The sequence below is a fragment of the Arsenicibacter rosenii genome (genome assembly GCF_001870735.1).
GTDB classification, from domain to species: domain Bacteria; phylum Bacteroidota; class Bacteroidia; order Cytophagales; family Spirosomataceae; genus Arsenicibacter; species Arsenicibacter rosenii.
This window is the reverse complement of record NZ_MORL01000020.1, coordinates 1-13,552: the sequence shown is the minus strand read 5'-3', so window position 1 is coordinate 13,552 and position 13,552 is coordinate 1. Positions and strand designations below refer to the sequence as shown.

At 50.4% G+C, this 13,552-nt stretch carries 13 protein-coding genes; 7 read left to right on the top strand and 6 right to left on the bottom strand.

All coding sequences use genetic code 11. The annotated features are described in order from the left end of the window. Positions 1 to 39: 39 nt before the first annotated feature. The 3 genes from BLX24_RS23665 to BLX24_RS23655 are packed head-to-tail and all read left to right on the top strand — an operon-like array spanning position 40 to position 4,567. Entirely contained in the window at positions 40 to 933 is an 894-nt protein-coding gene (locus BLX24_RS23665) for a UbiA prenyltransferase family protein (protein ID WP_071505698.1), read from the top strand. Between the two features lie 12 nt (positions 934 to 945). Further along, positions 946 to 3,516 (top strand): PEP/pyruvate-binding domain-containing protein, encoded by a 2,571-nt coding sequence (locus BLX24_RS23660; RefSeq protein WP_071505697.1) that lies wholly within the window; start codon positions 946 to 948, stop codon positions 3,514 to 3,516. After that, the gene (locus BLX24_RS23655) at positions 3,503 to 4,567 is read left to right on the top strand and encodes a hypothetical protein (RefSeq protein WP_071505696.1); all 1,065 of its coding nucleotides are present in this window, start codon (positions 3,503 to 3,505) and stop codon (positions 4,565 to 4,567) included. Before BLX24_RS23660 ends, BLX24_RS23655 begins: the two co-directional genes overlap by 14 nt. On the opposite strand, the gene BLX24_RS23650 is transcribed toward BLX24_RS23655, so the two are convergent. The 5 genes from BLX24_RS23650 to BLX24_RS23630 all read right to left on the bottom strand — a co-directional run bounded on the left by BLX24_RS23650 (position 4,537) and on the right by BLX24_RS23630 (position 9,726). Further along, positions 4,537 to 5,727, bottom strand: coding sequence for an aminoglycoside phosphotransferase family protein (locus tag BLX24_RS23650; RefSeq protein ID WP_071505695.1), 1,191 nt, complete (start codon positions 5,725 to 5,727; stop codon positions 4,537 to 4,539). The two genes, BLX24_RS23655 and BLX24_RS23650, sit on opposite strands and share 31 nt — an antisense overlap. A 3-nt stretch (positions 5,728 to 5,730) precedes the next feature. Beyond that, a complete protein-coding gene (locus BLX24_RS23645; protein ID WP_071505694.1) occupies positions 5,731 to 6,837 on the bottom strand; it encodes a DUF3419 family protein in 1,107 nt (368 codons plus the stop codon). Position 6,838: 1 nt separating this feature from the next. Continuing rightward, positions 6,839 to 8,296: a class I adenylate-forming enzyme family protein gene (locus BLX24_RS23640; protein ID WP_071505693.1), complete on the bottom strand. Its 1,458-nt coding sequence runs from the start codon at positions 8,294 to 8,296 to the stop codon at positions 6,839 to 6,841. A gap of 101 nt (positions 8,297 to 8,397) precedes the next feature. Beyond that, complete coding sequence (locus BLX24_RS23635; protein WP_071505692.1) at positions 8,398 to 8,997, bottom strand: SHOCT domain-containing protein; 600 nt, start codon at positions 8,995 to 8,997, stop codon at positions 8,398 to 8,400. A gap of 147 nt (positions 8,998 to 9,144) precedes the next feature. Beyond that, positions 9,145 to 9,726, bottom strand: a complete 582-nt coding sequence (locus tag BLX24_RS23630; RefSeq protein ID WP_071505691.1) for a hypothetical protein — start codon at positions 9,724 to 9,726, stop codon at positions 9,145 to 9,147. Here BLX24_RS23630 and BLX24_RS32245 point away from each other — a divergent pair. The 4 genes from BLX24_RS32245 to BLX24_RS23610 all read left to right on the top strand — a co-directional run bounded on the left by BLX24_RS32245 (position 9,725) and on the right by BLX24_RS23610 (position 13,293). Continuing rightward, positions 9,725 to 10,051, top strand: a complete 327-nt coding sequence (locus tag BLX24_RS32245) for a hypothetical protein (protein ID WP_143092777.1) — start codon at positions 9,725 to 9,727, stop codon at positions 10,049 to 10,051. The genes BLX24_RS23630 and BLX24_RS32245 overlap by 2 nt on opposite strands. A 295-nt stretch (positions 10,052 to 10,346) precedes the next feature. Beyond that, positions 10,347 to 11,300 carry an ABC-three component system protein gene (locus tag BLX24_RS23620; protein WP_071505689.1) on the top strand — a complete coding sequence of 318 codons (954 nt, stop codon included), beginning with the start codon at positions 10,347 to 10,349 and terminating at the stop codon, positions 11,298 to 11,300. Continuing rightward, on the top strand, positions 11,297 to 11,533 hold the full coding sequence (locus BLX24_RS34085) for an ABC-three component system middle component 8 (RefSeq protein WP_071505688.1): 237 nt from the start codon (positions 11,297 to 11,299) through the stop codon (positions 11,531 to 11,533). Before BLX24_RS23620 ends, BLX24_RS34085 begins: the two co-directional genes overlap by 4 nt. Beyond that, a complete protein-coding gene (locus tag BLX24_RS23610) occupies positions 11,530 to 13,293 on the top strand; it encodes a DUF2326 domain-containing protein (protein WP_071505687.1) in 1,764 nt (587 codons plus the stop codon). Before BLX24_RS34085 ends, BLX24_RS23610 begins: the two co-directional genes overlap by 4 nt. Before the next feature lie 39 nt (positions 13,294 to 13,332). Here BLX24_RS23610 and BLX24_RS23605 read toward each other — a convergent pair. Further along, positions 13,333 to 13,552: site-specific integrase (locus BLX24_RS23605; RefSeq protein WP_510185432.1), on the bottom strand; the 220-nt coding region annotated here is incomplete at its 5' end.

Genomic DNA, 13,552 nt, shown 5'->3' with positions numbered 1-13,552 from the left:
ATTGAGTTTTCGGTAACCGGTTTGATTAATTTTACCGCTATGAAGCTAAACCATCTGATGGCTTACAGTAACGAGCGTTTCCCGCTCGTTAACATGGCTTTGTTTGCCATTCTTTTTTTAACGGTGTATTCCGTTGCCCGTTTTTTCACCCCCTTGCCTGCCCATCCGGCTACCACAGGTATCGCCTGCTGGGGCATGCTGGCGGTGATTTCTTTTTTCTTCCGGTTACGGGTATTCGATGAGATTAAAGATTATGACCTCGATCGTATCAATCATCCGCACCGGGTATTGCAGTCGGGGCGGGTGACCCTGCCGCAACTGATCCGGTTATCGATGGCCGGTGGGTTGGTTGAAGGAAGCTGGTCTCTGTATCAGGGGCCGGTCACCCTACTGGCTTGGGGGCTGGCCTTGGGATATAGTGTGTTGATGCGGTACGAGTTTTTGGTAAGCGCCTTTCTGAAAAAACGGCTGGTCCTGTACGCCGTCAGCCATATGCTGATCATGCCGTTCGTGATCAACTGGATCTGGTCGGCCTACGTACCATGGGGGGCGGCGTGGCAGGCATGGGGGCTCCTGGTAGGACTGAGCGTGCTGAGCGGCTTTTCGTTTGAACTAGCCCGAAAGCTGTATATTCCGGCAGATGAACGTCCGCTGGTCGATTCGTACACAAAAACAATGGGGTATGTCCCGGCCATTGTCAGCGTGCTGCTGGTGTTGCTGGCGGGTGTCGGCGTGCAGTTTTATCTGCTGGCGTTGCTCCAGGCCCCGCTGTTTCCGTTTGGGCTGATCGGCGGTTTGTACGGACTGACGTTCATCGTATACACGCAGGCTATCCGCCGGCCTGCCGCAAAAAAACTGAAAACAGCCGGATTGCTTGTCTCGCTCTTTATGCTGACGAGCTATTTGTCTGTGATACTGGTAGTCAACCTGTAACATCGGGCTAAGATGATTATATACGAAAGGGCTACACCATCTCATTATACGATTGGCGGCAAAGCGCAGGGCCTGTACCGGTTGCAGGCCATTGGCGTACCGGTTCCGCCATTTCTGGTGATTCCGGCCGAGACCTTTGCTCCGTCGCTGGCCGGCCTGCCGCCGGATGCCAGCGACAGGCGCCGCGAAACACTAACCACCTTTACCCTGGCTGATGAAGACCAGGCGGCTATTACGCACATACTTCGTAAATGGGGTTTTCCGGAAAAACCGGTGGTTGTACGGTCGTCAATGGCCGGTGAAGACGGACAGGTGCATACGTTTGCCGGGCTAATGGATTCGTTTATGAACCTGAAAACACCGGAAGCGGTCTGCCGGGCCGTGGCGGCCTGTGCCGCCAGCGGCTATTCAGAGCGGGTCTTAGCCTACCGTAGGCAGAAGGGCTTACCGGCCGATGTCCAACCCGCCGTCATCATTCAGCAACAGATAACACCCGTCGCCAGCGGGGTCTTATTCACGACGTTTCCCGATTATCCGCAGGAAATGGCAGCCCATGCGGTGTATGGTTTCGGCGAAGGACTCGTGCAGGGCGAACTTGATGCCGATGAATTTTACTGGCTGAAGGCCAACGGGGTACTTCACCGGCAGCGGCTGGCTACGAAAACCACACAGCTGGTAGCGGGTCTGTACCAGGGCCTCCGGACCGAAGCCGTCGCCGGAACGATACAGCAACAGCCCTGCCTGACTCCATCGCAGTTAGCGACTCTTTTTGCGGTTGGTACACAGATCGAAAAGGTATTCGGGTCTCCGCAGGATATTGAGTTTGCCGTGACCCGGGAGGCTGTTTTTATCGTGCAGTCGCGACCGGTAACGCAGGCTATTCCGGAAATCGTGGTCTACGACAACGCCAATATTCAGGAAAGCTACTGTGGCGTCACCACACCGCTGACCTTTAGTTTTGCGAGCCGCGCCTATGCGACCGTTTACCGGCAGACGATGCATGCACTCGGATTGCCCGGAAAAACCATCGCGCAGCAGGAAAACATGGTCCGGAACCTGCTGGGCCTGGTAAAGGGCCGGATTTATTACAACATCAATAACTGGTATCGGGGGTTGCAGCTATTGCCGTCATTTAACCAGAATAAAGCCGATATGGAGCGGATGATGGGCCTTACCGAACCGGTTGATTTTGTGAAGGATATACGAAAAACGACCGGCCGGAAACTGGCTATGCTCCCTGGTCTGCTGCTGAACCTGGGCCGGTTGTTATGGGCCTTCGCACGGCTCGACCAGTCGATCAGGGTGTTTAAAGCCCGTTTTGATACGTACTATACCCGCTTTTATCAGCAAGACCTGACCGCGTTACCGGCTGAGGCGCTTTGGCAGGAGAAGACCCGGCTGGACCGCGGGTTGCTTGGCAACTGGTCGGTGCCGATCATCAACGATTTTTATGTGATGATGACAAACGGCCGCGTGGTGCGGCAACTGAAAAAAGCTGGTTTTTCGGAACCGGATGTGTTTCTGAGCCGCTATCTGTCGGGGAACAGGCAGATAGCGGGCACGCAGCCGCTGCTGGCCATCCATCGGCTGGCCGTTACTGCCCGTCGTGAACCGGCGCTTTGTGACGTCATTATCCGTTTTCCGGAGCAGCTGCACGCATACGTCCGGCAAAGGCACCCTGCTTTTTATGAGCAGGTGTCGCAGTTTATTCACCAATACGGCGACCGCACCGTGGGTGAACTGAAGCTGGAAACTGAAACGATGCGGCTGGCTCCGCAGGTGTTTTACCAGTACCTGCGGAATTACCTGCTGGCAGACATATCCGGCGAGCCTGCCACTGGTCAAACGACCTTGCACCAAGCTGCTGCCGCTGAATTAGCGGATAAACTTAAGCATCGCGCTGCCCCGCACCGGTACCGCGTCTTGAAAAACCTGGGCCGGTTGCAGCAGGCCATCGAAAACCGTGAACGGCTCCGGCTGGAGCGTACGCGCTTGTTTGGCATGTATCGGGCCCTGTATGTCGCTATGGGCAGGTTGCTGACACAGCAAGGGGTTCTGGCCGCTGAGAGGGATATCTTTTATCTGACGGAGGAGGAGATTGAGCAGGCGGTAGCGGGGCAAACGGCTTCATTGGCCCCGCTGGCCGGACAGCGGAAAGATGAATTCCGGCGCTATGAACAGGAGGAGGTGCCCGGACGGGTGGTGGTGCCGTCGCCGCCGGTTGCCGAAGAAACCGCCGGTGCTGGATTACCGGATACGTGGTATGGCACCGGTTGTGTGCCCGGTGTCGTTACGGGAGAGGCCATTGTGATCACCGATCCGAGGGATGACCTGAACGTGACCGGTAAAATTGTCTGCGCCCTGCGGACCGATCCGGGATGGGCCGTTCTTTTTCCGACATGCCGGGCGGTGTTGATTGAAAAAGGCTCCTCGCTGTCGCATTCAGTTATTTTATTACGCGAACTGGGCCTGCCAACGATCATTAACATTAACGGACTAACCAGGGCGGTCATGAGTGGTCAGACGCTGACGATCAACGGCCAAACGGGCGAAATCAGACGCATATACCATGACCCTCATTAACCGTATCCCGTTCCGGCCTGCTGAAACGGCCGGTTTCTTTACCCGACTGACGCAGCCCTTAACGGGCCTGCCCTCCGCCGTGCCGCTGCCTTCGTATAGCAGAGAGTTGTTTCTGACCGAGGCCGGGCGGAATGAAATAGTGCTGTACACCGATGGTGAGACGGTCCGGCTGACCGGTATTTTTCCGGAAGCATCGGCTGATGCCTTCTTTGGTTTCTGGGAAACCACCAACGACGCCAACCCCAACCGGGAGGCCTTTGCCCTGCTGGAAGCTGATGCCCGGCAGCGGGGGCGGCAACGGCTGATCGGGCCTGTCAATTTCAACACCTTTCATGCCTACCGGCTGCGGCTGACCGAACCATCGTGGGGGGCTTTTGACCGTGAGCCTGCCAATCCGGCCTATTATCCGGCGTTGCTGCGTCAGCTCGGGTTTCAGGAGAGTAGCCGGTTTGAGAGCCGCCGCATCCGGAAAGAGGATATTCCGCTGGCTTACCGGCAGAAGAAAGACCTGCTGGACGCTCTTTCGCTGCTGCCGTTCCGGTGTATTCCGCTGACCCCGGAAGCATGGCAGGACTATGAGGATGCCATTTATACCCTGGTCGGGGAGATTTTCAGCGCCAACCCGGTTTACCGGCCCGTTTCGCGGGAGCAGTTTCACTGGCTTTATGATCAGGCTTTTGCTGAAAAGCTTTGCCCGCATTCATCCGTCCTCTTTCAGGACTTCAGCACCGGCAAGCTGGTTGCCATGAGTTTTTGCCTGCCCGATTACCAGACGCTGCCGCCAGGTCCGGGCGAAACGCCTGTTTTTGCCCGCGATTATGCCCGGTTGTCCCGGAAAACATTGCTGGTAAAGTCGGTAGGTGTGCATCCGGCTTACCGGAAACAAGGGCTGATGTCGTTTCTGGGCGCGTATGGCATGGTGCATTTTCAGGAATATTACGAAGAAGTTATCTTCTGTCTGATGCGTTCCGATAACTTCTCCCTTCAGTTTTCAAAGAGCCTGCCCCACGAAACGGCCTGTTACGCACTTTTCGAAAAAAGCGTATCGTAAACGTCGGTCCGGAACTGCGAAAGTGTATTGAGATAGCTGGCCACAACGCGCGGTAAAAACGGGTAGGGGCTGACACTGTGGGCCATCATGTAGAGGCCCAGCCGGTGCAGGCCGAAATCGAGGGCGGCCAGGGCAAAGTGACGCCGGAACGTAGCCGGATCGCCGTGGGTACCGGTGAGCGCGTGCAACTGACCACGGTAAAACTCCAGATAGGTCTGGCGGAGGGCATACCGGTCGGTATCAAGGACAAAACAAAGAAACTCTGCTACATCGTATTGGGGTATGTGGTAAGTGGCTAACTCCCAGTCATACACGCAGAATTGCAGGCCGTTTGCCGTTTCCTTAAAACAGGTATTGCGTGGATTCAGATCGTTGTGAATGAACGTTTTCGGCACTTGTTCCAGCTCACCCCAATAGGCTGGCAGGTGGTCGATGGCCTGTTGGAGCAGGCCTGCTTCACCGGCCGGATACAGATCGGGAAACCGGCTCACGGCCTGATTGAACAGGGCCTGCCAGAGCGGCCGCAGGCGCAGCATATACGCCGCAGACGGCGCATCGCTCCAGAACGCATCAGCAAAGGGCAGGGGCTGGCGGAGGTAGCTGGCATGCCAGGCCGCCAGTTGGGTTAAGGCCGTCCGGATATGCGTATCGGTCCACCGGTCCGGCGTCATGGTTGAATTCATCAGTGTTACCTCATCCAGATATTCCATCAGAATGATATACAGGTCATTGACCGGATCAATATGGACGCCGAAAATAGCCGGCAGTATGGGTGAGGTCAGGTGCCGGTACACCAGCGTTTCGCGCATGTGCGTATGCTGAAAACCTGTCCATGCCTGAAACGGCGGGTAAGTACTTGCCAGGGGCTCACCGCTGAGCTGCGCAAGGCCGGTTAGCATACCGGCAATCTTATCGCCGTTCGGTTTTATTTTCATCACCATCTTCCGGCTACGGGGCTGACCATCAACCGTAAAATGAACCCGGAAGGCAAAGTGGCCGATCAGTTTATCCGAAATACCGGCAGTGAGGGTAACCAGAATACTGGCCGAGTTGTCGATGGGTAGCGGCTCGCAATGCTGTACCCGGATCCGTTGCTCAGGCATCCGTTGCTGCATGAGCGTTTCAATAAAGGCAGGGCTGAAAAAAGGGTGTGTCTGCATGAGTCAGGGGATGAGACAAAACGGGTGTGTTGCCAGAATATACTGGTTTTTAAAGTAAAAGCAGGCGGTTTGCCGGGTCTGCCCGCCGGGGAAAGGGTACCGGAAGCCGGTAGCCGGCACAGCGCTGTCGCCTTGTCCCTGGAGCAGATTCCAGTAAACAAAACGCAGCGGCCGTTGCGGGTCTGTCAGCAGGGCTTCGCAGACCCGGTGAAATTCCGGCTCACTCGTATACTCAAAAATATTAGACAGACTGGCTTTGGTAATGGCCTGACCGGCTGGTGAGAGCAGGTAACTGATCGCTTCTCCGTCGACCGCCGAAATACGGGACAGCCGTTCGCGCAGGGTGTCCATATGCTGAGCCTGGTAGCAAGGCGGCAGGATGGCTTCGGGCAGATCCAGGGGACCCAGAAAGAAAAACCGGGTAAAGAAATTGTCTTTAACCAGGACTGTAGATAAATGGGAGCTCAGTCGCCGGTAAAATGCGCGGCCACCGGACTCCTGCGCATATCTGAACAGGCGCGGGTCACGTCCCTGGCTTAGATTGGCATCGTCGAAGTAATGGATAAAGGCTTCCTGAAACGGACCGTTGTCCAGTTCCTGCTCAAAAAAACGGCGCTGTGCCGGAAGGTCATCGAACGTGAACAGATGCCGGATACGCTCCCGGAGGGGCTCCGGACAGGTCGTCCTAAAACGGGTAATGTATGCTTCCAGTTTACCGGCTGTCAGTATGCCATCCGGATGACTGGCAAAAAAAGAAGCCCAGTACGCACGTTGGGCCACCGGCAGGGATACTGCCAGTTGCTGCGCGGCACGGGCAACGGCCTGCGGCCCGTCGAGGCCGAGCATGCCCCGCAGCGTTGCCTGATCGTGCTGCTGAATGACGTGGATTTTCAGGGCCAGTAAGGCGTTCTGAACCGGGTTGAGGTCAATGGCGATGACCTGCCGCGGATTTTTCAGTAAGGTGTTCAGGACATTACAACCCGCTGATGTAATCACCAGCACACGGTCTTCGGGCCGGATGTCAAGGCTGTGATAAAGGGTCTGGCTATCTTCCCAGACCAGCGAGTAGCGAATCCGGTCCAGGTCTACGCTATAAAATTCTGACTGCATGCTATACTAACCGCTCGTAGCGGATTTTTGACTGGTGCCGTTCATCGACCGGCAAGGTGTCGCGGAAAAGGATCCGGTTGGCTGGTTTATCCGGAAAGTTGGCTTGTAAGGCCTGCCATAACGTATCAGGGTGTACGGTTCCTTCCACAAAAACGGTAAATCCTGTTTCGGTACTCCGGGCAGCAACACGGTCTACCCCCGGCACATGCGACAAAACATGTTCGATCTGGTAATGTTGAACGCCCGACCGGATCATTTCATTGCCTTTACGACCCGTAAGCATGAGCGACCGGTCCTTTTGTATATAACCAAAATCGCCGGTGGCAAGCCATGTGTCGGCCGGTGCAGCAACATGTGCTCCCCGGACCAGGATTTCACCAACCGTGTGGGTATCGCCGGTGGGGCTCTTGATTTCTCCCAGCGGCTCAATCTTCACCGTGATGGCCGGATGGATGGTGCCGACGGGATACCCCATGGCAGGGTCCGGCAGATGGTCATCAACAACGCGTATGGCAATCGGTTCGGCTTCGGATGAGCCATAAATAATGTAAAGCGTTGCATTCGGGAAAAAAGGGTTCAGGGCGCGGCACAGGCTGTCGGGAACCGGTGATCCGCCAATGCCGATGGCCCGGACTGCCGGAAATACCTGTGGATGTGTGTGCAGCCAGGTCAGTAATTTCCTGAAATAAAAGACATTACCCGTCATGGTATGGATTTCCCGGTCGGCCAGCTGCCGGATAATCAGCTCCGGCTCCAGGGCCGTCAGGCGGAAACCGGGCAGGTCGGGCAGGATACTGGTGGTGCCGGTCGCCAGATTATGCAGCAGGATATTCGGGAACAGCGGAAAATCGCGCTGGCCCGGCCAGGCCGGAAACACGTTTTCGAGGGCATTATGCTGGGCCGTTAATACCCGGTGGCTACGCCGGATGGCCTTCGGCACACCGGTTGACCCGGAACTGTGGGTGATTAAGGCTGCCTTATCCGGCGAAACCTCCGCAGGAGCCTGCCAGTCAGCCGGTAAAACAGGCAGTTCATGGCCCGGGATGATCCGGATGCCCCGTAACCGCAGCAGTAACCGGAATACCAGCGGCAGCTGCCGCGCTACCACAAGGCCTTTGACCGGATGCCGGCGCAGGATCCGTAGCAGTGTCAGGCCTGTAGCGGAAGCCGGGGGTAAGACGGGCGTGGTGCCGTGTGCCATAACGGCCAGCAGGAGGGTTATCACCGGTAGCGATACCGGTGCGGCGAACAGTACGGCGTCGTCAGGGCCAATCCCGTGCCGGTGCAGCCTCTGTCGGTTGGCTGAAACCCGGTCGAGGAGCATGCGGCCGGTAATGGCCTTCGCGGCACCGGCCTTCGCGGCACCGGCCTGCTCTGGCCAGATGATGAATGCCTTGTGGGGGGTGTGGCGTAATGTCTGGTCAATAAAACGGTAATAATTACCAGGGGTAGCTGTCATAAATGACCGTGGCAGGTATAAGAAAGGATTCCGGACAGCCTGCTTTTGTCTGCTCCGGAATGCGTATCCGTATCTAAACGCCGGATTGGCGCAATTGGTACTTAGTTGTTCAGGAGCTTTTGCTTGGCCGCCTCAAACTCTGCCCGGGTCATTGTCCCCTCATCGGCAAGCGCCTTCAGCTTTCTGATTTCGTCGGCGATACTAAACGGTTTAAGGCTCGTAATGACCGTCCCGCGGATTTGCGGCGGAGGCAGCAGTTCACCGGCGTTTACTGCATTTTCCAGTTCAATAAAGTACTTTTTCGACCGGCCGACGCTCAGAATGGCGCCCATGGTGTAGCCCTGTTCTTTGGTGCCGATCTGTACCAGCGACTTCACAACGGCCCGTCCGTTGATGTGGTTGGTTGGCATGTAAACGCGGGGCCATGAGTGGTTCAGGTAAATAAAGGTAAAGCTGTGGTTGGGCATGCTGCCTTCACCCAGCGAGAGCGTATCTCCTTTCTGAATCCGCCAGCCGGGGGCTGCCGTCGGTGTGTATCCCCAATGCAGGTGGCTGGGCAGTACGGGGCCTTTGCGGAGGTCATCGGCGGTTACGGGTTTGGGAGTCGGGGTTTGGGCGGTGGCAATGCTGATTCCCGACAAAAGAAAAGCAGCGGCAAACAGCGATTTGCCGGAGGGTTTAAAAAGGCGTTGTTTTTTCATGGGAAACGTGTGTGTTACTAGCGAGCCCGAATGTATAACATGTAACGGAAATATGAAACTCAGTTGCTTTCATGTATAACCGGTATGGCTGCTAAAGCGGGGATTTAGGCCGATGCAAAAGGATTTGTCGGAAAAGGTATCCGCCCGTTATTTCGGCGAGAGCGTTGAGAGAATGTCAAACAGCTCGTCTTTGGTGGCCTCGCTGAAGGAGGCAAGGCCTGCATACTGAAACTGACCGGACGCACTGGCCCGCAGGTAGAGGTGGCCCGTATAGGGCCGCAGCGAGGTGTTGGGATCGCTGGCGTAATAGAGGAGGCCGATCTGTTTTCCGGCGTTGGTAAAGGCGATGGTGTTGTTCAGGGCTTTGGTTTCTCCCTTTGCGTTCAGGTACGGCAAGGATGCCGGCGCGGGGGAGGGCAGCGTCTGGTCATACTGCATCAGCAGACACGGATAGGCATTGGGGTTGCAGAAAGCGGCCGACAAGACCGTCTGCTGGTCGGTCCGGTTGATGCGGGTCGGGCTGTCGCCGAAACTGCCCGCGCTACGCAGGCTGTAGCCCTTGCCCTGATAGGCGGCGGGCGGAAACTGGATGGTGTAATCAATGTTGAGGTCGATGGTGACCCAGTCCCGTTTGGGGCCGGTGGTGATGGAAGGTGCAACCGGTGCATCCGTTTGGCAGGACAGAACCGCCACGCAGCTCATAAGCAGAAAAAGTACCCCTCGTTTCATGGTGATCTCCGTTTCTTTCCGGACCCGCGGGAAGGGGAAAGGGTTGGAACGGGTCTGTAATCTGCCAGTGGAGATGGTATGGGGGCTAAGGAGGCGGTATAACGTGCTGTATACGATGGGGATTTCCGGGCGAATCGTTCAAGATATTCAGGTGACCAGCAACCCGCCGCTCCATGCCAGCTACGACAAGGATAAGAGCAGTGAGCGGCCGGGCTTTGATCAGGAGAAGGCAACCCACCTGTCGGATACGGTTGACTACTACGTGATCTGGCGGTTACGGGGCGGCAGCGCTGCGTTTGATGACTTTGACGTCGGCTGGCTGTAGGAAAATTTTATACTGTTTTCCACAGATATTCGGAATTTCCTTTTTTTCCGATTTCCAAAAAATGTTAAAGGGCGGGGTCAAACTAGAAAAGTGCGGGTTAAAATTGGTGTTTTTGGGGTTTATTCCGCTCTTTATCATTAAGTTAACGATGGAAAATGGTGCAACTTTTTACTTGCAGTACATAATTTTTGATAATTTATGTGATTTTTGACGGTGTCTCATTGTACATCGATGGCAGAAACTTATTTTTGCCAGCAGGTGTTAACAAAGATTATCCCATCGCATAAATGATAAAATGGCAAATTTCCCACTAACAAGCCTAAGGTGGCAGGATTTTGAAGAATTATGCATTGCAATATGTAAGGATTATTTAGGGATAGGGACAGTTACGTTTGCTGATGGCCCTGACGGAGGCCGTGATGCTTATTTTAGAGGGACTGCTGAAAAATTTCCATCTACTGCCGTGCCATGGAGTGGCAAATTCATAATTCAATGTAAGCATACCAATAAGCATGATGCTAGTTGTGCAGATTCAGCATTCAAGGACACAATTCTTAATAAAGAGATAGTTAAATTAAGTAAAAATATCACCAATGGCGAAATAATTGATAATTATATAATTTTTACAAATAGAACTATGCCTGGAGCTGTGCATGGGGTATTAATTGAAAAGATATCGGAACAAACTACAATAAAAAATGTTGAAATAATTGGTAGAGAATTTATGAATTCAATGTTGTCTACTAATGATTCAATAATTACTAGATTTGGTCTTAATAAATTTAGTGACCCTATAAGATTTGATTCAGAAGATATCAAAAAGTTGATTGTTTTTTTTTCTGAAGCAAATAGAGAAGGGCTTTTGAATAATAAACCACAATTAATGAATAATGATCAAATTGTAATATATAACCTGCAAAAGGAAGAGAAGAATAAGATTAACAATATAAGCCAAAATTATTTTCAGTTTATATTAGAAGATTCCCTTCCATTTTTTCAGACAATAGAAGACTTTCTGAAAAATCCTATAAATACTGAATATGCTTTGATGTATGAGAATACTGTTTTAGATATCAAAGCAAAGATAATTCTGAACGAGGCTAGTTTTCCTACTTTGGCTAAGGCCTTTGAGCATATATATGACTATGTTTATGAAAGGCATAAGGAGGTACTTAGCCGTGATAGACGTGTTTTAAGAGTATTTATTCATTTTATGTACTTTAACTGTGATATAGGTAAAAACAGATGATAAAGCCACATAAATATCTCGATCTAGAGTCATCTGTCTTAAATCTAAGTGCAGAGATCATTAACTTGCTGAATAATTTTGGTGTCATAAGTTATGATGAGTTGTTTAATAAAGTTATGACTAAAATTGGGGCTAATGCTAGAGAAAATATTGTAAATTCAATTAATTTTTTGTATCTTTTAGGTAAGATAAAGTACCATAAGGATATTGACTCTTTTGAACTTGATCAATGAAACTAAATAGAATATATGCCAACAAGAATTTTAAACCGGTTAAGTTTAATCCGGGGTTTAATGTAGTATTGGCAAAAGTTTCAAAAAAACTTGATCGAAATAAAGATTCACATAATTTAGGGAAGAGTACATTGATTTCAGTTATTGATTTCTTACTTCTAAAAAAGATAACAAAAAAGGAAAGTATATTTCTTAAATATGATCATTTTAAAGAGCATGTTTTTTTCTTAGAGATTGAGCTGAACTCTGGTTTTTACTTGACTATCAGACGGTCAGTTGCTGATCACAACCGTATTGCATTTAAGCGATCTTTGTCTTCGCAAAACTTTCAAGATGAATTATTTTGGGATTACACTGATATACCACTATCTCGTGCTAAAAAAATACTTGATGACTCTTTACAGTTTGATGTGTTGGTAAATTGGGACTACAGAAAGTCATTAACTTACTTTCTCCGGTCTCAGCGCGACTATCACGATGTATTTCGGTTAAATAAGTTTTTGAAAGGTAAAGATGCTGAGTGGAAACCTTTGATTTTTGAGCTACTTGGTTTTAACGGTAATGCCTTAAAAGAGCGATATGCTTATTACGAGCAGAAACAAAATATTGATAACTTAGTAATATCAATTAATAAGGAATTGTCATTTCGTTCTGGAGAGGCTGATAGAATACGAGGGGTTATTCAATTAAGGAAAGATGAATACCAAGAATTGCAAGCTCAAGTTGATGAATTTAACTTTTACAATTCTGACCGTAAGTACAATGAAGAGCTTGTTAATCGTATTGAGGAAGAGGTAACAAAACTGAATCAAGAAGAATATGAAATAACATATCAAATAAAAAAGATTGAAGACTCATTAGAAAAGAAGTTGACATTTGACCTTGATAGTGTTAATAAGATATTTAAGGAAGTAAGTATCTTATTACCCGATATGTTAGTCAGAAAATATGAGGAATTGGTTGAGTTTAACAAAAGTATTACTAAAGAAAGAAGTAAATACCTTATTGATCAATTAAATAATTTTAAAACAAGGCTTAAGGAGGTAAGGTTAAAATTAACTGAACTTAATACAAGGCGTTCTTCAATTCTATCTGTATTGAGTTCAGAAGACTCATTTTATAAGTTTAAGCAATACCAAATTGGATTGTCTAGATTAGAAGGTGAAATATCAAGACTCGAAGAGCAACTGAAAAATCTGAAAAATATTGATGTATTAAGCTCCAAGTCTGTAGTTTTAAGCGATAAAGTTCATGAGAAGGAAAAAGAAGTACAAGCTCAATTAGATGAAAGCCCTAGCCGATATACTGATATAAGGAAGTATTTTAACAGTACATTTAAGAGTATTTTCAGCGTGCCAGCATTAATATTTATTAAAATGAATAATGTAGGTAATGTTGAGTTTGAGGCTGAAGTTTCTAAACGTAATGAATTAGAGGTAACAGCTGAAGGACAAGGTTTTACTTATGAAAAACTGCTATGCATTTGCTTTGACATTGCTATACTGATAGCATATTCAAGTAATTCCTTCTTTAAGTTTGTTTATCATGATGGGGCACTAGAGGGACTGGACAATAGAAAACGTCTGAACTATTTAGAGACCGTTCAGCAATATTGTAAAGAATTCAATATACAATACATCTTTTCTGCTATAGAAGAAGATATTCCTTCGCAAATTCTTGATGGCTTAAACAAAGAAGAAATCTGTGTGGAATTGGATGATACTGGTGATCACGGAAAGCTATTTGAGTTTAGCTTCTGACAAACGAAGACGCCCAGCCAAACCGGCTGGGCGTCTTTGTTACCAATCCACTTTACTCATCTCCTTGGCAATCCGTCGCTCATCGGCTCTGGCGTAGTGCTTCACGTGCCGGGTGGTCTTGTGCCCCAGCATCGTGGAAACCGTATCCGTCGAAACGTTCAGTTCATTGAGCATAATGTCGGTGAACGTCTTCCGCGCTACGGAAACGGTCATGCGCTTGACCTGAATGCCAGCCATGAATTTGATTTGCTTTAACGCC